This is a genomic window from Helicobacter pylori, from assembly GCF_003636935.1.
In the GTDB taxonomy this organism is placed as follows: domain Bacteria; phylum Campylobacterota; class Campylobacteria; order Campylobacterales; family Helicobacteraceae; genus Helicobacter; species Helicobacter pylori_CH.
The window spans coordinates 1-24,187 of record NZ_MVVH01000002.1 but is presented as its reverse complement, the minus strand read 5'-3'; the positions used below and the strand labels follow the sequence as shown (position 1 = coordinate 24,187).

Below are 24,187 nucleotides of genomic sequence, written 5' to 3'. Positions count from 1 at the left end.
AATAGCCTTTTTCACAAGACCCCTTAGGAGTCTTTTAAATCATTTTCTAAAAGTTGGGAAGCGAGAGCGATTTTTTTCAAAGAGATAAAATCTTGTTCGCTGTAGCGTTTGTTGTCATTCATTTTATGGTAGTAGGGGGCGCTTAAATCCAAGGCTTTTTTTTCTAAATCTTGCTTGGTGGTGTGAGTTTGGATTTCAAAAAGACTTTTTGCTTCTTCTAAAGACATAGGGATTTCTATTGCATTGAAGCGTTCAAAATTGTCATAAAGCTCGTTAAAATCCTGATTGTCTATCTGCAAAAACGCCCCCACGTCTAAAAACAATTCTTTTTCTTTGCTATCTAGTATCCCATCAGCATAGGCTAATAACATAAGAAATTCCACTAATTTCAGGCGTTTGGTGTATTCCCCATGCGTGTGATCGGCGATTTCTTGGCATAAGGATTCAAAATTTTCTTTTTGATCCACAGGCTCGTTGAGAAGCTCTTTGGCTAAATTTTGCTGTTCGCTGTTTAAGGGCTGCTCTAATTCATGGATAAAAAGCGTCCTTAAGGCGTTATCCAAAGCGTTTTTTTGAATGTCTAAAAACTTTAAAAGACGCATATACGCACCCGTTTGGGTTTGCTTGAATTTGTCTAAGGGGCTAGATTGCGCTAACAAATAGGGGTCATTTTTCAGGTCGTATTCTTCGGTTTTGGTTTTAGGGTTTAGGGGGTTTTTCAAATATTCTTTGAGGGTGTTGTAAAAATAAAACAACACAACCGCCGCAACAATTAATAAAATGATTTCCATGATTTTCCTTTATGAGTATTTTTTTATTTGTTCTTTAAGGTCTTGTTTTTGCCTGCTCTCTCGCTCTTTTTTGGCTTGATAAAGGCGCATTTGCTCTTCTTTTTGCTTGTCTTGTAAGATCATTTTCCTCTCATGGTTTTTTTTGAGCCGTTCTATGTATTCTTCTCGTTTTTCTGGGTCTTGGAAACTCACAGGGCGGATGAAAAAAACAAACAAAATCAACACAAAAATCCCTATAGCGACAATTTCAGAGCCTTCGCCATTGAAAGCATACCAAAGCCCCCCCATCAAAGAAGCGAGCGCGAGTTTTAAAAAAGCGTTCATTTTAAATGAAAGTAACTTGATGATAATGCGTATCAAGCCCTAAATCTTGCGTGTTTTTTTCCCCCATAGCCATTAGTGCGATTTGAGGTAAAAATAAAGTGGGGGTGTTGTCATTATCTCTTTTATAAACTTTTGAAGCTTTTAAGCTTAAATTTTCAAAAGCGTGAAAAAGCCCTAAAGAATGCGCAATTAAAAAATCCGCCCCCAAATCAATCCCCAAATAGCGTAAATGCGCACACTGGAGTAAGCCGCTTACTTCATTGACTTCCAAAAGGGGGGCGTAATTTTGAAAAGATTCTAAAAAATGGGGGGCTTTTAAATGGATTTTATGGAAAAAATGATCGCTTTTTTTGATGCGAGAAAATTCAGCCCCTAAAAACGCATCAAAAGGGCTTTTCAATTCCCATGCCAAAAATTCATTAACCCATTCATTAAGATAGACGATCTCAACGCCTTTTTCATAAACGAGCTGGTATTTTTTCAATTTTTCATTGACGGAGTTGATGATTTCAGGGTTGTTGTCTAAAACCTCTTTAGCATGCAAGATATTCAAATACGCATCTTCTTCGCAAAAAATGAGCGAAACGCCATTGGCTTTGGCTAGAGCCAGATTATACGCAGAAGCGGTAAGGAAATCATGCGTGCTGATAATCTTCCCATAATAGCCCCCATCATAACAAAAAGGCAGATCAATGGTTTTTTGCCCCATTTTTTCTAAATAGAGCTTAGCGCTTTTGAGGAGCGATTGCGCGTCTAAATGCTTTGCATAAGCGTTAAAGAGCGCGCAAGTTTTAGGGGGGTTAGGCGTTTTAGGGGGGTTAGAATGGTATTGAAAAAGGCTTAAAAGGTTTTTAGAAAAATCTTTCCATGGCTTGATTTTGGAATTGGTGAGCATTTCTTGCAACTCATAGATTTCATGGTCAATGTTGTCATCGTTTTTATAGAGGTAATGCGCCACGCTTAAAAAATTCATCACGCCGCTTTCAGGCTGAGAGATCATCTCTAATAACCGGTTGTGCTCTGTGGGGTAGCGCTTCATCAGCCATTTAACATACAAGAAAAAGCCATCGCCCAGATATTTAGGGTTGGTTTGGGGGTTGATAAAATTGATTTGAATAAACTTTTCTAATTCTTCTTTTTCGCCTTTAGTGATGTAGGGGACTTGCTTGAAAAAATCTTCATAGTTTTTTAAAACCGCCTTTTCATCAATCATCAAGTCTTTTAAAGCGTATCGTTTGGATAGGGGATCTAGCACCCATTCTTTAGAAAAAAACGCCACCAAATCGCTCACCTTAGCGTCTTCAAACACCGCAATTTGATTGATTTTAAGTGCGATATTTTCATTATAGCTCACGCCTTTGAGTTGTTTTAAAAGATCCAAAAGGTATTGATCTTCTTGGTATTCTAAAAAATAAGACTCATAAGCAGGGTTGTAGTCTTTGTTGGTTTCAAAACGAAAGACCTTTACATGCAATTTCAAAACGCTCATCAATGATTCCTTTAGCTTTTGTGCAGATTTTCTAAAATCGCACGGTTTTTGGAATTGGAAAACAGAGCCTCTTTAGAATCCAACCATTCTTTAGACTCTAATTCGTCTTTTTTTGGCTCTTGAAAGGGCGGTTCTTTTTTTTGGAACAATTCAAGCGAATCGCAACGATTGAATAAAACGGCATTTTCATTTTTTTCTTTGATAAGGATTTGAATGATGCCAGGAAGTTCCACTTGAACCACACTGCCAATATTGTTAGGGCCAAACCCGGCTTCAAATTGCACGCTTTGCGCGTCAATCATCAAGCTTTCTAAGGTGTATCCGGCTAAAACAAACAGCACTAACGCGCCGAATTTTTCATGAATTTCTTTAGGGAGCTTGGGGGAAAAATCAATCGCATCTCTTTCGCACAAAAGGTTGAAACTCAAATGGTTTTTGGACAGGAATTGCAAGTATTCAACGCAATGCTTGTTGTTTAAAAGCCTTAATTCTCTTTGCATGCGAGCAACCTTTCAAATTCTTCTAACAAATGACGCACCTCTTGCATGCCAATTTCCCAAAATTCTTTGCTATCAATGTCAAAGCCAAACATGGACACTAATTCTTTAGGGCTTTTTGACCCTCCTAAGCTCAAAAATTCCGTGTAAGTTTTAACAAATTCTTTAGCGTCGCTTTTTTTGTAAAGCCCATAAAGCGCTAAAGTTAAAAGCTGTCCGTAACTATAAGCGTAGCAATAAAAAGGCGAATGGATAAAATGGGGGATATAGCTCCACCACAAATGGTAGTTTTTGGTGAGTTTCACGCTCTTTTCAAACATTCTTTGATTTTCTTCAAACCAAATTCGATCAAAATCTTTGGTGTCTAGTTCTTCATCCATCTCATGAATTCTTCTTTCAAAATTAGTCATCACCACTTGCCTAAAAAGGGTAGAAAAAATGTCTTCTAGCTTGCCGGCTAGCATGAAAAGGAGTTCATCTTGTTTTAACCCTTTTTTTAAATGCTCAAAAAACAGCATTTCAGAAAAGACAGAAGCGGTTTCTGCGGTGGTTAAGGGCGTATCCATGTTCAATACGCCTTGTTTTTTGGACAATTCTTGGTGGATCATATGTCCGAATTCATGAGCGATAGTGAAAGCGTCTCGGCGGTTTCCTGTGTAATTTAACAGCACATAAGGGTGAGCGCTAGGCACCCCGCCATGGCTAAAAGCCCCGCCTTGCTTAAAGTCTTTGGGGTGTGAATCCACCCAGCCTTCTTTGATCGCTTTAGAAGCGATTTTATGAAATTCTGGGCTAAAGGCTTTAAGGGTTTTAAGCACTTCTTCTAAAGCATGAGAGTAAGTCATGGTGGTATTTTCATCGCTTAAAGGGGCGTAGCGATCGTAATCTTTGAGTTTATGCCCTAAAATTTGCGCTTTTTGATGGTAGTAACGATGCACTAAAGAAAAATTAGCGTTCACAATCTCTATCATGCTATCCACGCTCTCTTGCGAGATCTGGTTATCAATGTGGCGGAAACTCTCTTTTTTGTCGTATTTTCTTAGCCTAGTTTCAATGAGCAAATCTTTACGCACCATGTTTAAAATATAAGTGAGTAAAGGGCGGGATTTTTCTAACGCTTTGCTGAAAGCTTTTTGAGATTTTTTACGGATCTTGCGTTTGGGGTTGTGCAAGAGGGCTAAAATTTCTTCTTCGCTTAAATTTTGCTCTTCAAAAGGGATTTTCAAAGAAGAAAAATGCTCATCAAAAAGACGGCTAAACGCACCCACTCCCACAGGTGAAAGGGCTAGAGCGATCTTTTCTTCATCTAAATTTAGGGTGTGCTTTTTCTTTTCTATGAGATTGTTCAAATAAAAAGCATGGTCTTTGCATTTTTTAATGAAAGCGAGTTGTTTTTTGGCGTCTAAATTCTTAAATTCAATTTCAAAGAATAAAAGGTGTTGTTGGATATTTGTGCAAGCCATTTCGCATTGCGAATAAAACTTCGTTTCTTTAGTGTTTTTAGCAAAGAGTAATTGAGCGTAAGTCATCACCCTAGAAATCTTTTCTGACAAATTTTCGTAATGTTTAAGAGCGTTGGCAAATCCTGTAGCGTCTAAATTTTTAAGGTTATTTTGATAAGCGTTCTCAAATTCTTGCGCTTCTGTTTGTAAGGTTTTTAAAAATTCTTCTGCACTTTCTTTATTTTCAAATAAAGCGCTTAAATCCCATTCTTGCTCTTTCATGAAATCCCTTTTTATATCAATTTGGAGTTAAAATATGCTTGTATTTTAACATAACACTGACAACACAAGCAAACTTATCATTTGGTTTTCACGCAATTATTTTTTAGCCGGCTCATTTTCTTGGCTCTTTTGGTGCAAAATAAATTGAGCGATAGATTCTAGGTATTTTAAAATAAAAGGGGTTGCTAACATAGAAAAGACCACCATAAGAATAAGGAGCTGGTGGATGTCATTTTGAGCGATACTTAAGATATTTTTTTGGTGCAAAAAACCAAGAATCCCTTTTTTTTCTTGCAAATTAAAGAGCTGGTGCGAGCCTGAATTTAAAAAGATAACAAAAGAAAATTCCCCGATTTGCGCTAAAGAAAGGGCGGTTTTTATGGCAGTTTTAGCGTCTCTAAAAAAACGCAAGAGCGCATAAATGATAGCCGTCTTAAAACCCATCACTAAAATGAGTAAAAAGATGACAACAAAGAACTTCTCCATAAAGAAACTCACATTAATTTGCATCCCTATCGTGATGAAAAAAAGGGCTAAGAAGAGGTTTTTCAATTGTGCGAATTCTTCTTGGACATTGATTTTATAGCGCGATTTAGAAATGGCCATACCCACAATGAACGCCCCTAAAGACATAGAAAACCCAAAAAAATGGCTCAACCCCGCTGCGCTGCAAACAATCACTAAAATCGTGCCTATAAAAATTTCAGGCAGGCGCGTGTCTTTTGCTTGCTCTAAGATGAGATTAGCCCCTTTTTTTCCAGGCAATAACAAAAGAACTAAAATAATCCCTGCGGAAATAAGGGTTTTAAGAATGAGTAAATTAACATTAGAATCTTTACTGCCTAGAATTGTCAAAATCAAAAGCATGGGAATGGCTGCAATATCTTGGAAAATCAAAATCCCCACCGCGCTCTTTCCCATGGGCGTGCTAAGCTGTTTGGAATCTTCAAAGAATTTCAACACAATAGCGGTTGAAGAGAGCGAAAGCCCCATGCCTAAAACAAGGGAAAAAATGGGTGAAAGACCTAAAACAAAATACCCCACTAAAAAAGCGATTAAAGCGCACAAAACGACTTGTAAAAGCCCAAAAACGAGCACTTCTTGTTTGATGGATTTGAGCTTGTCAAAATTAAACTCAATGCCTATCATAAACATTAAAAAGACGATACCAAATTCACCAATATCAGACAACAAATCAAAATCATTAATTTTAAAAAAAGCCGCTAAGACCGTTCCTGTGCAAATGTAGCCAATGATAACAGGCATGTCTAATTTCTTTAAAAAGATTCCAAAGCCTACAGCAAGCCATAAGCCAGCAATAACAATATAAAGTGTGCTGTTTTCCATAAAAACCTTTCCCCAGTAGAATCGATTTGTTTTAAAGAAATAAAAGCGAAACTATCTTAATAAATTGATCCATTAAATAACACTATTAAATAAAATAATATCTATCAAATATATATAAGTAATTTATTATTTAAATCTTACTAAACCTATCTTTAAACGCCAACACCAAACACTCTATTGAGTAAAATAAAAATTGAAACGCTAGGATTATACTGCACTAAGGCAAACTTTCTATTTATGAAAAAGATTTTTAAACCCCAACCTTTTAAGAGTTGGCTAGGGTTTGATTTGATGAAGAAGAGCGGATGAAAGAACGGATTAGAAAGTGAAGACATAATCCACATACCAAGAATAGTAGCGGATAAGCCCTACATCTTTGCTGCCCTGATTAACCATAGGGAATTTCACGCCCGCTTCAAACGCGCTACGATCCCCAACGCGCATTCTTCCGCCTAAATTCCATAAGAACTGGAATCTCGTTTGATTGACATCATAAGGGAACATCCAAGTGTTTCCGGCTAATTGAACGCCACCGATGAGACCCAGAGCGAATTTATCCAAAGGAATGAGATTGACAATCAAATCGCCACCGCCACCATAGGTGAGCAAATTGGTTTTGGTGTGTTCAGTCCCTGAAGTGTTAAACCAATCTAAAAAGCCATACACCCTAGCCCCAAACCATTTATTGGCAAAGCCTACAAAACCTAATTTGAAATTCAAACCATAAAGATCATTGCCATGGCGCCAATCAGAGTAATTGCTGTTATAAGGGCCATAACGACCTTGCTGATAACCCGCACCCATAAAAAACCCATTCACTTCGCCAGCCAGTGCTAAACTCGTGCTCAAGCTTAAAATACAAGCAATTCTTTTAATCATAATAAATCCTTCTTGTTGAATTAAAGTTACACCTTAAAATCGGTTATTTTTCTAAAAGATTTAATTTTTTATCAAAGATGAGGGTTTTAGAGTGAAAATATTGATTAAATCATGGATAAGTGGGATACACCTACAAAACCACCTCAAACTTTTAAGATACAAATTTTTAAGATATAAATTAGGTATAATCACCAATTTCAATCATTTAATCAAAGGGAGTTCTATGAAAAATACTTTCAAAGCGTTTGCCTTTTTAATCGTATTTTTTTCAAGCGCTCTGTTGGCACAGGATTTAAAAATCGCTGCTGCTGCTAATCTTACACGCGCTTTAAAAGCCCTTGTTAAAGAATTTCAAAAAGAACACCCAAAAGACGCTATCAGTATTAGCTTTAATTCTTCAGGCAAACTCTACGCTCAAATCGCTCAAAACGCCCCTTTTGATTTATTCATTTCAGCAGATATTGCCAGACCTAAAAAGCTTTATGATGAAAAAATAACCCCTTTTAAAGAAGAAGTCTATGCTAAAGGCGTGTTGGTTTTATGGAGTGAAGATCTAAAAATAGATTCTTTAGAAATTCTTAAAGACCCTAAAATCAAGCGTATCGCTATGGCTAATCCTAAACTAGCCCCTTATGGAAAAGCCAGTATGGAAGTCTTGGACCATTTAAAACTCACTTCCAGTCTTAAATCTAAAATCATTTATGGCGCTTCTGTTTCTCAAGCCCATCAATTTGTCGCTACTAAAAACGCTCAAATAGGCTTTGGAGCGTTATCTTTGATTGATAAAAAAGATAAAAACCTCTCTTATTTCATCATTGATAAAACCCTTTATCACCCTATTGAACAGGCTTTGATCACCACTAAAAATGGGGCTAATAACCCTTTAGCCAAAGTTTTTAAAGATTTTTTATTCAGCCCTAAAGCCAGAGCTGTCTTTAAAGAATACGGCTATATTGTGGATTAAAACGCATAAAAAAGGCGAACAATGGATCATGAGTTTTTGATTACCATGCGTTTGAGCTTTTCTTTAGCTTTGATTACCACCCTTATTTTACTCCCTATAGGGATTTTTTTAGGCTATTTTTTAAGCCTTAAACGCAATCTTTTAACGAGCTTAACAGAAACGCTTGTGTATATGCCTTTAGTTTTACCCCCAAGCGTGCTAGGGTTTTATCTTCTTTTAATCTTTTCGCCTTCTTCTTTTTTGGGAGCGTTTTTACAAGATGTTTTCAATGTGAAACTTGTTTTTAGTTTTCAAGGGCTTATTTTAGGGAGTGTGATTTTTTCCTTACCCTTTATGGTAAGCCCCATTAAAAGCGCGTTAATTTCCTTGCCCACTTCTTTAAAAGAAGCCAGTTATAGCTTGGGTAAAGGGGAATATTACACCCTTTTTTTTGTCCTACTCCCTAACATCAAACCAAGCCTGTTGATGGCTATCATTACAACTTTTACGCACACTATAGGCGAATTTGGCGTGGCGGTGATGCTTGGGGGTGATATATTAGGGGAAACAAGAGTGGCGAGCATTGCGATTTTTAACGAAACTGAAGCGCTCAATTATTCTAAAGCCCATCAATACGCCTTAACGCTCACGCTTATCAGTTTTAGCCTCTTATTTGTTACCCTGTTTTTGAATAAAAAACAAAGCTCCTTTTTATGATAAAAGCGCAATTTAAAAAACGCCTTTTAGGATCTAGGGGCGCGTTTGATTTGGATATAGACTTAGAAATTAAAAAAGCAGAAGTTGTCGCTTTATTAGGAGAATCGGGTGCGGGTAAAAGCACGATTTTACGCATTTTAGCGGGGCTTGAAGCGGTGAATAGCGGCTATATTGAAGTCAATCGTTCAGTGTGGCTAGACACTCAAAAAAAGATTTTTTTAAAACCACAACAACGAAAAATCGGCTTTGTGTTTCAAGATTACGCTCTATTCCCGCATTTAAATGTGTATCAAAACATCGCCTTTGCTCACCCTAAAGATAAAAATAAAATTCACGAAGTGTTACGCTTAATGCGTTTAGAAAATCTAAGCCAGCAAAAAATTTCTCAACTCTCTGGCGGACAAGCCCAACGAGTCGCTTTAGCAAGAGCTTTAATCGCAGCCAAGAATTTATTACTTTTAGATGAGCCTTTAAACGCCCTAGATAACGCCTTAAAAAACGAAGTGCAACAAGGTTTGCTTGATTTTATCAAGCGTGAAAATTTAAGCGTGTTATTGGTGAGTCATAACCCAAACGAAATAACCAAACTCGCGCAAACTTTCCTCTTTTTAAACAATGGCGTTATTGATCCCAATCAAGAAAATCGGCTTTTTTCAAACCGCTTATGGGTAAAACCTCTCTTTGAAGATGAAAATTATTGCCATTATGAGATCATTCCTCAAACGATCAGTTTGCCCAAAGATTGTCTGAACCCAACTTTTAAGCTTGATTTCAATCAAAACAAAAAATTTTAGAAATATTTTTTTCATTTTCTCTTGAAACCCTCTTATTTTTCAAAAGGAGTTGTTTAGAATAACCGCTAAAATCAAGTCCTTTTATGATTAGCGTTCAATGAAAACAGAGCCAATCTTTTAGTTTTTCAAAAACTTTTCTATTCTTTTGACGCTCTCTGTTTTGCCTAAAATAAAAAGCGCTTCTTTAAGGCCTATCCCGCCCCCCTTACCCAAAAGGGCTAATCTTAAAGGCTGCATGAAACTACCCGCTTTAATCTTTTCTTCTTCAATGATTTGGTGCATGGCGTTTTCTAGTGCGCTTTCATCGTTGAAATTGGTTGTATTTAATTCCAATTTAAACTTTTCTAACAAGGGCATAACGAGCGCTTGATTGAGTTTTTTAAAAACCTTTTCTTCATACTCTATAGGAGCAATTAAAATCTCATCTATTTTAAGGGCTAATTCTTTTAGGGTTTGAGATCTTTCTTTGAGAGCGTCCAACAAGCGATCCAATTGAGTGGGGTTTAAATGAGAAAGATCGCTAAAACTAAAAGGCTTTAAAAGCTTTAACAATTCCTGTGCGCTTTGGTTTTTTAAATAATGAGCGTTGAGCCAATTAAGCTTGTGCCAACTAAAGCAACTGGGCGAAGAATTTAAATCTTTAGGGTCAAAACATTCCAATAATTCTTGCATGCTAAAAATCTCTTTATCTTGATAGCTCCACCCCAAACGCGCTAAAAAATTCACTAAAGCTTCCTTAAGATAGCCCCTTTCTTGATAGTCCATCACATTAGTGGCCCCATGGCGTTTGCTTAATTTTTGCCCTTCTTCGTTCAAAATCATCGGCACATGGAAAAAATTAGGGATTTTAAAATTCAAAGCCTTATAGAGAACGATTTGTTTAGGGGTGTTAGAAAGGTGATCATCGCCTCTAATCACATCAGTAATCCCCATTAAAGCGTCATCAATAGTAACCACAAAGTTATAAGTGGGCGTCCCATCGCTCCTGGCGATAATGAAATCGTCCAATTCATTAGTGTTCACTTTTACTTCGCCTTTAACCCCATCATTAAAAACAATGATTTCATTTTGCGGGACTTTAATCCTTATCACAGGCTCTATGCCTTTAGGGGGCGTGCCTTTAAAATCACGATAGCGATTGTCATAGCGTGGGGTTTCTTTCCTAGCTTTTTGTTCTTCTCTCAAAGCGTCCAACTCATCTTTGCTCATATAACAATAATAGGCTTTGTCTTCATCTAAGAGTTTTTGAATGTATTCTTTATAAATCTCAAAGCGTTTGGATTGGTAGAGGATTTCGCCATCGTATTCTAGCCCCACCCATTTGAAAGCCTCTATAATGGCGTTAGCCGCTTCTATGGAGTTACGGCTCAAATCCGTGTCTTCAATGCGTAAAAAAAACTTTCCTTGATTGGCTCGTGCAAAAAGATAATTAAAAATGGCTGTTCTTAAGCCTCCTATGTGGAGGTAGCCAGTGGGCGACGGGGCGAAGCGCGTAACGATCAAATTCATTATTCTAACCTTAAAAATAAAATGCTCTTATTGTATTCAAAAATGGCTTAAAAATGGTTTCACTTTTTTCTATTAAAATTAGTGTATCATTGAGATTATTTTTAATAGGATCACCCATGCAATTTCAAAAAACCTTATTTTCTTTACCCTTATTATTTTTATCTTATTGTATCGCTGAAGAAAATGGGGCGTATGCGAGCGTGGGGTTTGAATATTCTATTAGCCATGCCGTTGAGCATAATAACCCTTTTTTAAATCAAGAACGCATCCAAACGATTTCTAACGCTCAAAACAAAATCTATAAACTCAATCAAGTTAAAAATGAAATCAAAGGCATGCCCAACACCTTTAATTACATCAACAACGCTTTGAAAAACGATGCTAAATTGACCCCCACTGAAATGCAAGCCGAGCAATACTACCTCCAATCCACCCTTCAAAACATTGAAAAAATAGTCATGCTTAGCGGGGGCGTTGCATCTAACCCACAATTAGCCCAAGCGTTAGAAAAAATGCAAGAACCCATTACTAACCCTTTAGAATTAATAGAAAACTTAAAAAATTTAGAATTGCAATTTGCTCAATCTCAAAACCGCATGCTTTCTTCTTTATCTTCTCAAATCGCTCAAATTTCAAATTCCTTAAACGCGCTGGATCCTAACTCTTATTCTAAAAACATTTCAAGCATGTATGGGGTGAGTTTGAGCGTAGGGTATAAGCATTTCTTTACCAAGAAAAAAAATCAAGGGTTTCGCTATTATTTGTTCTATGACTATGGTTACACTAATTTTGGTTTTGTGGGCAATGGCTTTGATGGTTTAGGCAAAATGAATAACCACCTTTATGGGCTTGGCATAGATTATCTTTTTAATTTCATTGATAATGAGCAAAAACATTCGAGCGTGGGTTTTTATGTAGGCTTTGCTTTAGCGGGGAGTTCGTGGGTAGGGAGTGGTTTGAGCATGTGGGTGAGTCAAACGGATTTTATCAACAATTACTTGACAAATTATCAGGCTAAAATGCACACGAGTTTTTTCCAAATCCCTTTGAATTTTGGGGTTCGTGTGAATGTCAATAGGCACAATGGCTTTGAAATGGGCTTAAAGATCCCTTTAGCGGTCAATTCCTTTTATGAAACGCATGGCAAAGGGTTAAACACTTCCCTCTTTTTCAAACGCCTTGTGGTGTTTAATGTGAGTTATGTTTATAGTTTTTAGGGGGGTAAATGCCTTCAAATGCTCTTTTGATTGAAGAAATCGCTCATTTAATCAATGTTTCTCATAGCAGCGTGCATAATTGGATCAAAACCAATCTTTTAGAGAAACTAGAGATTGATCATAAAATTTATGTGAAAACGAGTTCTTTTTTAGATTTTTGCTACAACCATTTAGGGAAAAACAAGCTTAACAAATACGCTAACAAATCCTTAAAAAGCGCGCATAACCATCAAGAATTGATTTTAAAATACCTAGAAATGTTAGAAAATAGCTCTGATTTAGAAAAGTTGGGTTCTTATTATGAAGAAGAACTTTCTAACACCACCAGAAATTTAGAAAGCATTTACTACACTCCTAATAAAATAGTAGAGCAACTTTTCACTCTCCCTAAAGATTTTGATACCTCCCAAGCGATTTTTTGCGATCCGGCTGTGGGGAGCGGGAATTTTATCATGCATGCTTTAAAACTGGGTTTTAAGGTTGAAAATATCTATGGTTATGATACAGACGCTTTTGCTGTCGCTTTGACTAAAAAGCGTATTAAGGAGCGTTATCATTTAGATTGCCCTAATATTGTGCAAAAAGATTTTTTAAATTTAAAACACACTCCGCAATTTGATTGCATTTTCACTAACCCGCCATGGGGTAAGAAATACAACCACAACCAAAAAGAAAATTTCAAACAGAAATTCAACCTCTCTCAAAGCCTAGATAGCGCGTCGCTCTTTTTTGTAGCGAGTTTGAATTGCTTAAAAGAAAACGCTCATTTGGGGCTATTATTACCCGAAAGTTGTTTGAATATTGATGCGTTTAGCAAAATGCGAGAAATGGCTTTAAAGTTTCAAATTAGAAGCCTGATTGATTTTGACAAACCCTTTAAAAATCTAATGACTAAGGCTGTGGGTTTGGTGCTTAAAAAAACCCTTAACAAGAATCAAAAAATCTCATGCTTTTATCAAAATAGTAAGTTCAAACGCTCGCCCTCTTCTTTTTTTAACAACCCTAAAAAGATTTTTAATATCCATTGCTCTAATAAAGAAAATAAAATTTTAGACCACCTTTTTTCCATTCCTCATATCACTTTAAAAAATAACGCTCACTTTGCTTTAGGGATTGTTACAGGCAACAATAAAGAAAAATTACACTCCAAACAAGAAAAAAATACCATTCCTATTTTTAGGGGTTCAGATATTTTAAAAGACAGATTAAAAGCCCCTAGCCAATTCATTAACGCTGATTTAAAAGACTGTCAGCAAGTCGCTCCCTTAAGCCTTTATCAGGCTAGAGAAAAAATCGTGTATAAGTTCATTTCTTCAAAGCTTGTCTTTTTTTATGACAATGAGCAACGCCTTTTTTTAAACAGCGCGAACATGTTTGTTTTAAAAGAAAATTTCCCTATCAACGCTCATGCGTTAAAAGAACTATTAAACAGCGATTTAATGCAATTTATTTTTGAATCGCTTTTTAAAACGCATAAAATTTTAAGAAAAGATTTGGAATGTTTGCCCCTATTTGCGCAATTTATTAACAATAGTTTTGATGAAAAATTTTATTTAAAAAATTTAGGGATAGAAAAAAAAGACCCTAAACATTTCACCATCAGGAAAAACCATGCATGTTGCTTGTCTTTTGGCTTTAGGGGATAATCTCATCACGCTTAGCCTTTTAAAAGAAATCGCTCTCAAACAGCAACAGCCCCTTAAAATCCTAGGCACTCGTTTGACTTTAAAAATCGCCAAGCTTTTAGAATGCGAAAAACATTTTGAAATCATCCCTGTTTTTGAAAATATCCCTGCTTTTTATGATCTTAAAAAACGAGGCGTTTTTTTGGCGATGAAGGATTTTTTATGGTTATTAAAAGCACTTAAGAAGCACAAAATCAAACATTTGATTTTAGAAAAACAAGATTTTAGAAGTTTTCTTTTAGCCCCATTTGTTTCCATAACCACTCCAAATAAAGAAATTAAAAATGCTTATCAAAACCGCCAGGAGTTGTTTTCTCAAATTTATGGGCATGTTTTTGATAACCCTTTATATCCCATGAGTGTAAAAAACCCCAAAAAGATTTTGATCAACCCTTTCACAAGAGAAAATGATAGGAATATTTCTTTAGAGCATTTAAAAATCGTTTTAAAACTCTTAAAACCCTTTTGTGTTACGCTTTTAGATTTTGAAGAACGATACGCTTTTTTAAAAGATGAAGTCGCTCATTATCGCACTAAAACCAGTTTAGAAGAAGTTAAAAACCTGATTTTAGAAAGCGATTTGTATATAGGGGGGGATTCGTTTTTGATCCATTTGGCTTACTATTTAAAGAAAAATTATTTTATCTTTTTTTATAGGGATAATGACGATTTCATGCCGCCTAAGAATGAAAATTTTCTAAAAGCCCATAAAAGCCATTCCATAGAACAGGATTTAGCCAAAAAATTCCGCCATTTGGGGCTATTATAATATTGTGTTATACTTCTAATTTCAATTTTGCTTGTTAGGACATTCATGAAAAATATTAGAAATATCGCTGTAATTGCGCATGTTGATCATGGGAAAACCACTTTAGTGGATGGCTTACTTTCTCAATCTGGCACATTTAGTGAGAGGGAAAAAGTGGATGAAAGGGTGATGGATAGCAACGATTTAGAGAAAGAAAGAGGGATCACTATCCTGTCTAAAAACACCGCTATTTATTACAAAGACACTAAAATCAATATCATTGACACTCCCGGGCATGCTGATTTTGGGGGCGAAGTGGAGCGCGTTTTAAAAATGGTGGATGGGGTGTTGCTTTTAGTGGACGCTCAAGAAGGGGTCATGCCTCAAACTAAATTCGTGGTTAAAAAGGCTTTGAGTTTTGGGATTTGCCCTATTGTGGTGGTGAATAAAATTGATAAGCCTGCCGCTGAACCGGACAGAGTGGTGGATGAAGTTTTTGACTTGTTCGTAGCGATGGGGGCTAGCGATAAACAATTGGATTTCCCTGTCGTCTATGCCGCCGCACGAGATGGCTATGCGATGAAAAGTTTAGACGATGAAAAGAAAAATTTAGAGCCTTTGTTTGAAACGATTTTAGAGCATGTGCCAAGCCCTAGCGGGAGCGTTGATGAGCCTTTGCAAATGCAAATTTTTACGCTTGATTATGACAATTATGTAGGCAAAATCGGTATCGCTAGAGTGTTTAATGGCTCAGTTAAAAAGAATGAAAGCGTGCTGTTGATGAAAAGCGATGGGAGTAAAGAAAATGGCCGTATCACTAAGCTTATAGGCTTTTTAGGGCTGGCTAGGACTGAGATTGAAAACGCTTATGCGGGCGATATTGTAGCGATTGCCGGGTTTAATGCAATGGATGTGGGCGATAGCGTCGTTGATCCCACTAACCCCATGCCTTTAGATCCCATGCATTTAGAGGAGCCTACGATGAGCGTGTATTTTGCTGTCAATGATTCGCCCTTAGCCGGGTTAGAAGGAAAGCATGTTACTGCCAATAAATTGAAAGACAGGCTCTTAAAAGAAATGCAAACCAATATCGCTATGAAATGCGAAGAAATGGGCGAGGGCAAGTTTAAAGTGAGTGGGCGTGGGGAATTGCAAATCACTATTTTAGCTGAAAACTTGCGCCGTGAAGGGTTTGAGTTTAGCATTTCACGCCCTGAAGTCATTATTAAAGAAGAAAATGGCGTTAAATGCGAGCCTTTTGAGCATTTGGTGATTGACACGCCCCAAGATTTTAGCGGGGCTATCATTGAAAGATTAGGCAAAAGAAAAGCTGAGATGAAAGCGATGAACCCCATGAGTGATGGCTATACAAGATTAGAATTTGAAATTCCTGCAAGGGGGCTTATCGGTTATAGGAGCGAGTTTTTAACCGACACTAAAGGCGAAGGCGTGATGAATCATAGCTTTTTGGAATTCCGCCCTTTTAGCGGGAGCGTGGAATCGCGCAAAAATGGGGCGCTAATTAGCATGGAAAATGGCGAAGCGACTGCTTTTTCCCTTTTCAATATCCAAGAAAGAGGCACGCTTTTTATCAACCCCCAAACGAAGGTTTATGTGGGCATGGTCATTGGCGAACACAGCCGGGATAATGATTTAGATGTCAATCCTATCAAATCCAAGCATTTAACCAACATGAGAGCGAGTGGGAGCGATGATGCGATCAAACTCACCCCGCCTAGGACTATGGTGTTAGAAAGAGCGTTAGAATGGATTGAAGAAGATGAGATTTTAGAAGTTACCCCCTTGAATTTAAGGATTAGGAAAAAGATTTTAGACCCTAACATGAGGAAAAGGGCGAAAAAATAAATAGAATTTTTTGGAATGCATGCGAATTTATTCAACCAAAACACTAGTAAAAAAGATGTTTTTTTGCACAATTTACGCTCTAATAATGGGCGTTACAAACGCTACATAAAAGCCCCTTTAAGATATGGTGGGGGCAAGTCTTTAGCTGTAGGGTTAATAGTGGAGTATATACCTAATGGTGTGCGTAGGGTTATTAGCCCTTTTATAGGTGGGGGGGAGCGTAGAAATTGCATGCGCAACAGAGTTGGGTTTAGAAGTGCTAGGCTTTGATATTTTTGACATTTTAGTGAATTTTTATCAAGTGCTGCTCAAAGACAAACAAGCTCTTTATGATAATTTGTTCTCTTTAGAACCTACACTAGAAACTTACAGCACCATTAAGCAAGAGTTAAAAGCCCATTATAAAAAAGAATGCGTTTTAGACCCTTTAATTTTGGCTAGAGATTATTACTTTAACTTTAATTTAAGCTATGGGCCGGGATTTTTGGGGTGGATGAGTAAAATTTACACTGACAAAGAACGCTATCTAAACGCCCTTTTAAAAATTAAAGATTTTAACGCCCCTAGTTTAAAGGTGGAATGCTCTAGTTTTGAAGAAGTGTTGCTCGCTTATCCTAATGATTTTTTCTATCTTGACCCCCCTTATGTGTTAGAAAATTCTAAAATGTTTAAGGGGATTTACCCTATGCGTAATTTCCCTATCCACCATAATGGTTTTAAACATGAAGTATTGGCTCACATGCTAAAAAGACATAAAGGGCCATTTATTTTAAGCTATAATGACTGCGAATTTGTAAGGAATGCTTATAAAGATTTTAAAATTTTAGAACCATCTTGGCAATACACTATGGGACAAGGCGAAACCAGAATGGGTAAAAACCGCTTAGAAAGAGGCGATAATAACCATGTCAAACAATCTCATGAGTTATTGATTATCAAGGAGTAAAAATGCATATTAGCGGAGTCAAAACTGCCTTTAAAATCGCTGATGTAGAATAGTAGAATATGTGAAAGACAGCACAAAGTTGAATTTCAACTATCTTAAGGATTTAAAAGATGAAAACAATCAATCTTTATCTCAAAATATTTTAACTCAAAATGTGGCTAGAGTGTATTTAATTGTAGTGGATGGTGAGATTAAAAAAATCGGCGGTTCTCAAGCAGATGGCGGGATTAAAAGCACGCTCAATATTTATAAAGATGGGGGAGTCAAAGGGAGGCCTAGTATTAGAAGTTTTGGTGTGTGGTATTTTCTTTATCACACAATACTCACAGGGGCTAAAATAGAATTTTACATGATTTATCAGCCTAATTTTAAAACTCAAGTCAAAGGCTTGTTTGGTTTTCATGCAATCAAAGACGCAAGCATCAGCTATAAACTTTTAGAGCAAGCTTGCCTGACGGATTATAGAAACAATAACAATGACGCATTACCCAAATGGAATGCGCAAGAGCAAGGCAAAGATTAGCCAAATGATATTAAAGATGAGCATGCCAATACCACTCAAAAAGCTCAAAACAGAGAAAAGGCCATCCATAGAAAGGCGATTGACAAACCTAGCGGAACTTTAAAAGATTGAATAAATGATCTTAACCCAATCTCAAAAAAAGGGCTTTAAGTTTTTGCTCCATTTAAAAAGTGTGGGTTTATGTGGGTTTAGATGAAAGGAAAAAATAAAACTTGTATAAAGTAGCAGATATTTTTTGTGGTGCTGGAGGATTGAGCTATGGTTTTTCTGTGCATCCCCATTTTGAATTAATATGGGCCAACGATATAGACAAGGACGCCATTTTAAGCTATCAAGCCAATCATAAGGAGGCACAAACCATTTTATGCGATATTATGCAACTTGATTACCATAATTTACCGCACGTTCCAATTGACATTATTCTATAGCATATGCCATCAAACGCTTTAGATTATGGTGTGTCTCAAATGAGAGAGCGAGTGATTTTGGGTGGGTGCGCTTAAACGCTTTAAACAAAAATCCCACTCCCCCAAACCCATAAAAACATATTTTTTCAACCAACTTATATTTATCAACTTATATTTTGATTCGCATTAGCCTTTTATTGTCTCCTGCTAAAAGTGATCCCATAAACTTCATTCCTGATTTGGAATAAGGGATCAGTAGGGGCTTCTACGCCTTTAGGGAGATCGGCAGGCAAATACACATCTTTATTGCAACCCATTCCTTCGTATTTTTCAACTTTCAAGGTCCCCACTAATAATTCCTTGTGTTTGCCTTTCCAAAGCGCGGTCGTGTCGTTGGTGGCATCATTTTGATTCGCAAACACCAGATACATTTGGTATTCTATGGGCTTAGTTTTAAGGTGTTGTTGGAATGAAGAAAGCAGATAATTTGAATCTTTTTGCTTTAATTCTTGGGGGTTAAGATACTTAACGCCGTCTTTAGGCACAAATTTCCATCTCGCATGCAATAATTTCTCTTTCTTATCTTTAAACCTGAACGCATGCACGCTATAATAAGGCGTGTTAGCCACGCTTGAGCTAATCCCTATCGTTTTCATATAGGCGGCAAAATTCCTATAAGAGGGGACTTCTTCATAAAGCTTTTTGATTCTTGCTTCATCCACCTTGCCATTTTTAGGAATCCTCATCTCAAAAAATTGAGCGAATTCTTTAGGGTTTTTGGCAAAATTGATTTCTGTATTGAGCATCACCATTGTCCAGCTAGCGTTTTGATTTTCCAATTTTAACGCCATTCCCCTAACTTTGCTTTTATCGTCCATCGCTACGCCCCCTAAAGAATACCTTACAGACGCAGGGATTTCTTTTTCATTGAGTAGTGGCACATCTAAATCCTCTCTTGCTTGCAAATTAGGGAGGAACACGCCTTTAGCACAAAACCCCTTAGTGTGGTTGATTTTCATTTTAGGCTCTTTGGCGTTGAGTTTGTAGAAAATGTCCGCAATCTCTTCAGCGCTCACTTCATGGGCTTTTAAAAAACCCAAACTCAAAACCAAACACAAGCTCAAACCAATTTTTTTCATTTTTTTCCTTATTATTATTTTTTACAAAACAATGCTTTTAATTGTATCAGTAAATTCCCTATTAAGCCTTTAAAAAGCCTTTTTTTGATACCTTATTAGGATCTTAAAAGATTATCCTATCCATTTGCATGCTCATTAGCAAGCTTTTAAGAATAAACTTGCGTTTTAAATTTTGTGATTTTTAAGAAAAATTAGCTTGATTTTAAACTAAATCTATATTCTTTTATGCTACAATTACTTCTACAGAGTAATTTATCTATTCTCAGGTAAAGTAAGGAAGAGGAATGAAATTAAAGAAACGAGAAGTTGCGGCTGCATTGCTAAAGCGTTTTACCTTGCCACTATTGTTCACTACGGGTTCATTAGGGGCGGTTACTTATGAAGTGCATGGAGATTTTATCAATTTTGCTAAAGTGGGTTTTAACCATTCGCCCATTAACCCTGTTAAAGGTATCTATCCCACAGAAACTTTTGTTAACCTTACAGGTAAGCTAGAGGGTTCTGTGCATTTAGGTAGGGGATGGACCGTGAATTTAGGCGGTGTTTTGGGCGGACAAGTTTATGATAGCACTAGATATGATAGGTGGGCAAAGGATTTTACTCCCCCAAGCTATTGGGATAAAACTTCTTGTGGCACTGATTCTATGAGCCTTTGTATGAACGCCACTAAAATGTGGCAACAATCAGGGCCAGGTGGTATCATTGACCCTAGAGGTATTGGTTGGGAATATATGGGTGAGTGGAACGGCTTGTTCCCTAACTACTATCCGGCTAACGCCTACTTGCCCGGTGGTTCAAGGCGCTATGAAGTTTATAAAGCGAATCTTACCTATGATAGCGACAGAGTCCATATGGTCATGGGGCGCTTTGACGTTACGGAGCAGGAGCAAATGGATTGGGTTTACCAATTGTTCCAAGGTTTTTATGGGACTTTCAAGCTTACGAATAAGATGAAATTCTTGCTCTTTAGCTCTTGGGGTCGTGGTATCGCTGATGGTCAATGGTTGTTCCCCATTTATCGTGAAAAGCCTTGGGGTATTCATAAAGCCGGTATTATTTATCGCCCTACAAAGAATTTGATGATCCACCCTTATGTGTATCTTATCCCAGAAGTAGGTACATTGCCCGGTGCTAAAATAGAGTATGATACCAATCCTGAGTTTAGCGGTATGGGCATGAGGAACAGAACGACTTTTTATGTGTTGTATGACTATCGTTGGAATAATGCTGAATACGGCCGTTACGCACCCGCTCGTTATAACACTTGGGATCCGTTCTTGGATAATGGTAAGTGGCGTGGCTTACAAGGTCCTGGTGGTGCGACGCTCTTTTTACGCCACCATATAGACATTAACAACTACTTTGTGGTTGGTGGTGCTTATCTCAACATCGGTAACCCTAACATGAACTTAGGTACTTGGGGTAACATCATCGCTGTGGATGGTATCGAACAATGGGTTGGCAGTATCTACAGCTTAGGGTTTGCAGGGATCGACAACATTACCGATGCTGACGCGTTCACTGAGTATGTTAAAGGTGGAGGCAAGCATGGTAAGTTCAGTTGGAGTCTCTATCAACGCTTCACTACCGCTCCAAGGGCATTGGAATATGGTATTGGTATGTATCTAGACTATCAGTTCAGCAAACATGTTAAAGCGGGTCTCAAACTCGTGTGGTTAGAGTTCCAAATTCGTGCGGGTTACAACCCTGGAACCGGTTTCCTTGGGCCAAACGGTCAGCCGCTTAACTTGAATAATGGTTTGTTTGAATCTTCTGCATTTGCACAAGGTCCTCAAGACATGGGTGGCATTAAAAAGAGTATTACCCAAGACAGAAGCCATTTGATGACACACATTAGTTATAGTTTCTAAGAGAGTTCCCCTATCTCTTAGATATGCCTTTCTTGTATTTTTAATTCAGTATCTTTGGGAGTTAGGGTTTTGGGAATTAAGAAATATTCTTTTTACTCTCTATTTTTTTTGCTTTTTTCTGGTCTCTTTTTATCCAAACTTCAAGCTTATAAATTTAACATGAGTATTGTTGGAAAGGTGAGTAGTTATACCAAGTTTGGTTTTAACAACCAAAGATACCAGCCTTCTAAAGATATTTATCCTACAGGTAGCTACACTTCTTTACTCGGCGAATTGAATTTGAGCATGGGTTTATACAAGGGTTTGAGAGCGGAGGTGGGGGCGATGATGGCAGCGCTCCCCTATGACTCTACCGCTTATCAAGGCAACAATATCCCTAATGGCCAGCCTGGCTCTAGGACGGATCCTTTTGGGGCGGGTATCTTTTGGCAATATATTGGTTGGTATGCGGGACATAGCGGTTTAAATGTGCAAAAACCTCGTTTAGCCATGGTGCATAACGCTTTTTTGAGCTACAACTACAAAAAAGACAAATTCAGTTTTGGCGTGAAAGGGGGTCGCTATGATGCTGAAGAGTATGATTGGTTCACTTCTTACACTCAAGGGGTTGAAGGCTTTGTCAAATACAAAGACACCAGATTCAGAGTGATGTATTCAGACGCTAGGGCTTCAGCATCAAGCGACTGGTTTTGGTATTTTGGGCGTTACTATACAAGCGGTAAGGCTCTAATGGTAGCTGATTTGAAATACGAAAAAGACAACCTAAAAATCAACCCTTATTTTTATGCGATTTTTCAAAGAATGTATGCGCCAGGCATTAATATCACTTATGACACCAACCCTAATTTCAACAATAAGGGCTTTCGTTTTGTAGGCACTTTCGTGGGGTTTTTCCCCATTTTTGCCACTCCGGCTAATCAAAATGATATTATCCTCTTCCAACAAGTGCCATTAGGAAAGAGCGGGCAAACTTATTTCTTCCGCACTCGTTTTTACTATAATAAGTGGCAATTTGGGGGCAGTGTCTATAAAAATATCGGTAACGCTAATGGTGATATAGGTATTTATGGCGACCCTTTGGGGTATAACATTTGGACAAATAGTATTTATGACGCAGAAATTAACAATATTGTTGGCGCTAATGTTATTAATGGGTTTTTGTATGTAGGCTCACAATATAGAGGGTTTAGTTGGAAAATTTTAGGCCGTTGGACGGATAGCCCAAGGGCTGATGAAAGGAGTCTCGCGCTCTTTTTGAGTTATTTTTCTAATAAGTATAATATTAGAATGGATTTAAAACTAGAATATTATGGCAATATCACCAAAAAAGGCTATTGTATTGGGTATTGTGGCATGTATGTTCCAGTCGATCCTAACGGGCCTGGGACACAGCCTTTAACGCACAATGTGTATTCTGACCGAAGCCATATAATGTTTAACATCACCTATGGTTTTAGAATTTACTAGCATTTATCCTTAATGGATATTTTTGATTAGCCTTTTTAAAATATTGGAAGGCTCTGCTCCAATCAAATATCAATACTCAAAAAGCCTTATTTAACTTTACTATTCAATATTCAATACACTAGAACAAAACACCACACCTACGCAGTTTTTAAACAAGCTTAACGAGTTTAAGAGCGATGTTTTTACCACGCCCAAGGCTAAAGAATACATTGACATAGCGAGCGGTTTTCATAAGCTTTTTAAGAATGATGCTAAGATCGCCGAAAGCCTAAAACCCGCTATTACGAAAAACTTAAGCCAAGGTTTAGCAACCACTCTAAGCGGAGCGTTAAAATACCAATGGACTAAATTTACTTTAGGGACTTTATACCGAAACGCGCCCGATCGCATTCTAGGAGTGAAATTACCCAAAGCCTTGAATGAAGCCACCGCAGGCGCGGCCTTAAAGTATCACATTAAAAGAGCGCTTGAGAGAAGCCACTCTATAAGCGAATTTAGCAAGAATTTAGAATTAAGCGCGCAAAAATCCCACTTTAGCAACAACACGCTTAAAATCATTGAAGAGCTTAATAACGGCGTCAAACAAGCCAGCGAAGAGCTAAGCAAGAAAGCGAGCGATTTACAACACGCTACAACCCCACTCAAAGAGTTTGGCACTAATTACCCCGAGTTTGCCTTAAAGCCTAAAGAAGCGTTAGAGAAACTCTTACAAGAGAAAAACGGGCAAGTCGCAGGAGCAGCGTATAGGGATGATTTAGGAGGGATTGATTTTGTTTGGGGAACGCCAAAGACTAAAGAGAGCGTAGGTTATGGGTTAGCGCATGTATTAGAGCGAAGAGAGCAGCAAGCGCTTGCTGATGGATTAAGTGAAGCAGAAGCTAAAGAATACGCTTTAAATATCGTTAAATCTATCCCTGAAGTGTTAGAGAAAGGCACTAAAGGAACGGATCATTTAGGGCGTGTGTTTGTGGATTATGGAAATAAGAGAGTAGGTTTAAATAACACATGGAATAATAAAGATTTAGAAAATCATTGGGTGATAAGCAGTTATGAATTACGAGATACAACAGAGAAGCCCACGCATTTTCCGACCTCGCAAGCAATCACTAAAGAAAAGGACATTCATTCTTTAAACTCCGTAGAACCTAATCCTACCACAAACGCGCTTAAACAAGAGTTAAGCCCCTTAGAACAAGCCAAAGCTGAAAAGTTAGCGAAGTTAGAAAGCGAGAAGTTACAAAGCGAACAAGAATTTTTAAAAGCTAAAGAGCAAGAAAAACAACGCAAAGAAGCGTTAAAAAAGA

Annotated in this window: 21 protein-coding genes and 3 pseudogenes; 13 read left to right on the top strand and 11 right to left on the bottom strand. The window is 37.5% G+C overall.

The window, feature by feature from the left end; all coding sequences use genetic code 11:
• Positions 1–23: 23 nt before the first annotated feature.
• The 8 genes from EAL87_RS01660 to EAL87_RS01625 all read right to left on the bottom strand — a co-directional run bounded on the left by EAL87_RS01660 (position 24) and on the right by EAL87_RS01625 (position 7,051).
• On the bottom strand, positions 24–791 hold the full coding sequence (locus EAL87_RS01660; RefSeq protein WP_108334614.1) for a TerB family tellurite resistance protein: 768 nt from the start codon (positions 789–791) through the stop codon (positions 24–26).
• A 9-nt stretch (positions 792–800) separates the two neighbouring features.
• Entirely contained in the window at positions 801–1,115 is a 315-nt protein-coding gene (locus EAL87_RS01655; protein WP_162972522.1) for a hypothetical protein, read from the bottom strand.
• 1 nt (position 1,116) lies between these two features.
• Positions 1,117–2,604 carry a DUF5644 domain-containing protein gene (locus EAL87_RS01650; protein WP_120912711.1) on the bottom strand — a complete coding sequence of 496 codons (1,488 nt, stop codon included), beginning with the start codon at positions 2,602–2,604 and terminating at the stop codon, positions 1,117–1,119.
• 11 nt (positions 2,605–2,615) lie between these two features.
• A complete protein-coding gene (locus tag EAL87_RS01645; RefSeq protein ID WP_120912710.1) occupies positions 2,616–3,104 on the bottom strand; it encodes a hypothetical protein in 489 nt (162 codons plus the stop codon).
• The gene (locus tag EAL87_RS01640) at positions 3,089–4,825 is read right to left on the bottom strand and encodes a M3 family oligoendopeptidase (RefSeq protein ID WP_120912709.1); all 1,737 of its coding nucleotides are present in this window, start codon (positions 4,823–4,825) and stop codon (positions 3,089–3,091) included. The genes EAL87_RS01645 and EAL87_RS01640 overlap by 16 nt, the downstream gene beginning before the upstream one ends.
• A gap of 96 nt (positions 4,826–4,921) precedes the next feature.
• Positions 4,922–6,172 carry a cation:proton antiporter gene (locus EAL87_RS01635; RefSeq protein ID WP_120912708.1) on the bottom strand — a complete coding sequence of 417 codons (1,251 nt, stop codon included), beginning with the start codon at positions 6,170–6,172 and terminating at the stop codon, positions 4,922–4,924.
• Between the two features lie 152 nt (positions 6,173–6,324).
• A complete protein-coding gene (locus EAL87_RS08195) occupies positions 6,325–6,507 on the bottom strand; it encodes a hypothetical protein (RefSeq protein ID WP_120912707.1) in 183 nt (60 codons plus the stop codon).
• Entirely contained in the window at positions 6,491–7,051 is a 561-nt protein-coding gene (locus EAL87_RS01625) for an outer membrane beta-barrel protein (RefSeq protein WP_000595790.1), read from the bottom strand. The genes EAL87_RS08195 and EAL87_RS01625 overlap by 17 nt, the downstream gene beginning before the upstream one ends.
• 223 nt (positions 7,052–7,274) lie before the next feature.
• On the opposite strand from EAL87_RS01625, the gene modA reads away from it, so the two are divergent.
• The 3 genes from modA to EAL87_RS01605 are packed head-to-tail and all read left to right on the top strand — an operon-like array spanning position 7,275 to position 9,505.
• Positions 7,275–8,015 (top strand): molybdate ABC transporter substrate-binding protein, encoded by a 741-nt coding sequence (gene modA, locus EAL87_RS01615; protein WP_120912706.1) that lies wholly within the window; start codon positions 7,275–7,277, stop codon positions 8,013–8,015.
• 21 nt (positions 8,016–8,036) lie between these two features.
• On the top strand, positions 8,037–8,711 hold the full coding sequence (modB, locus tag EAL87_RS01610) for a molybdate ABC transporter permease subunit (RefSeq protein ID WP_120912705.1): 675 nt from the start codon (positions 8,037–8,039) through the stop codon (positions 8,709–8,711).
• Positions 8,708–9,505 carry an ATP-binding cassette domain-containing protein gene (locus tag EAL87_RS01605; protein WP_120912704.1) on the top strand — a complete coding sequence of 266 codons (798 nt, stop codon included), beginning with the start codon at positions 8,708–8,710 and terminating at the stop codon, positions 9,503–9,505. The genes modB and EAL87_RS01605 overlap by 4 nt, the downstream gene beginning before the upstream one ends.
• A gap of 117 nt (positions 9,506–9,622) precedes the next feature.
• Here the strand turns inward: EAL87_RS01605 and gltX are convergent, their stop codons facing one another.
• Positions 9,623–11,014 carry a glutamate--tRNA ligase gene (gene gltX, locus EAL87_RS01600; protein WP_120912703.1) on the bottom strand — a complete coding sequence of 464 codons (1,392 nt, stop codon included), beginning with the start codon at positions 11,012–11,014 and terminating at the stop codon, positions 9,623–9,625.
• A 116-nt stretch (positions 11,015–11,130) separates the two neighbouring features.
• Between gltX and hopJ the strand changes: the two genes are divergently transcribed.
• From hopJ to EAL87_RS01560, 7 genes and pseudogenes are all read left to right on the top strand, one after another.
• A complete protein-coding gene (gene hopJ, locus EAL87_RS01595) occupies positions 11,131–12,231 on the top strand; it encodes a Hop family outer membrane protein HopJ/HopK (protein WP_120912702.1) in 1,101 nt (366 codons plus the stop codon).
• 8 nt (positions 12,232–12,239) lie between these two features.
• On the top strand, positions 12,240–13,877 hold the full coding sequence (locus EAL87_RS01590; protein WP_120912701.1) for a class I SAM-dependent methyltransferase: 1,638 nt from the start codon (positions 12,240–12,242) through the stop codon (positions 13,875–13,877).
• Entirely contained in the window at positions 13,843–14,685 is an 843-nt protein-coding gene (locus tag EAL87_RS01585; protein WP_120912700.1) for a glycosyltransferase family 9 protein, read from the top strand. Before EAL87_RS01590 ends, EAL87_RS01585 begins: the two co-directional genes overlap by 35 nt.
• A 45-nt stretch (positions 14,686–14,730) precedes the next feature.
• On the top strand, positions 14,731–16,530 hold the full coding sequence (typA, locus tag EAL87_RS01580; RefSeq protein WP_079305519.1) for a translational GTPase TypA: 1,800 nt from the start codon (positions 14,731–14,733) through the stop codon (positions 16,528–16,530).
• Between the two features lie 15 nt (positions 16,531–16,545).
• Positions 16,546–17,476: pseudogene (locus EAL87_RS01575) on the top strand (DNA adenine methylase).
• Positions 17,477–17,478: 2 nt separating this feature from the next.
• Positions 17,479–18,110 (top strand): annotated as a pseudogene (locus tag EAL87_RS08190) (GIY-YIG nuclease family protein).
• A 101-nt stretch (positions 18,111–18,211) separates the two neighbouring features.
• Positions 18,212–18,551: pseudogene (locus tag EAL87_RS01560) on the top strand (DNA cytosine methyltransferase); the annotation flags it as partial.
• A 49-nt stretch (positions 18,552–18,600) separates the two neighbouring features.
• Here EAL87_RS01560 and EAL87_RS01555 read toward each other — a convergent pair.
• The gene (locus tag EAL87_RS01555) at positions 18,601–19,545 is read right to left on the bottom strand and encodes a catalase family peroxidase (RefSeq protein WP_120912699.1); all 945 of its coding nucleotides are present in this window, start codon (positions 19,543–19,545) and stop codon (positions 18,601–18,603) included.
• A gap of 284 nt (positions 19,546–19,829) precedes the next feature.
• On the opposite strand from EAL87_RS01555, the gene hofC reads away from it, so the two are divergent.
• Positions 19,830–21,416, top strand: a complete 1,587-nt coding sequence (gene hofC, locus EAL87_RS01550) for an outer membrane beta-barrel protein HofC (RefSeq protein ID WP_120912698.1) — start codon at positions 19,830–19,832, stop codon at positions 21,414–21,416.
• A gap of 69 nt (positions 21,417–21,485) precedes the next feature.
• The gene (gene hofD / locus EAL87_RS01545; RefSeq protein ID WP_162972520.1) at positions 21,486–22,883 is read left to right on the top strand and encodes an outer membrane beta-barrel protein HofD; all 1,398 of its coding nucleotides are present in this window, start codon (positions 21,486–21,488) and stop codon (positions 22,881–22,883) included.
• Positions 22,884–23,111: 228 nt separating this feature from the next.
• Here hofD and EAL87_RS08110 read toward each other — a convergent pair whose 3' ends face one another.
• Positions 23,112–23,312: a hypothetical protein gene (locus EAL87_RS08110; protein WP_120912696.1), complete on the bottom strand. Its 201-nt coding sequence runs from the start codon at positions 23,310–23,312 to the stop codon at positions 23,112–23,114.
• Here EAL87_RS08110 and EAL87_RS01535 point away from each other — a divergent pair.
• The coding region (locus EAL87_RS01535; protein WP_240444223.1) for a putative barnase/colicin E5 family endoribonuclease at positions 23,299–24,187 on the top strand (889 nt) is incomplete at its 3' end. The genes EAL87_RS08110 and EAL87_RS01535 overlap by 14 nt on opposite strands.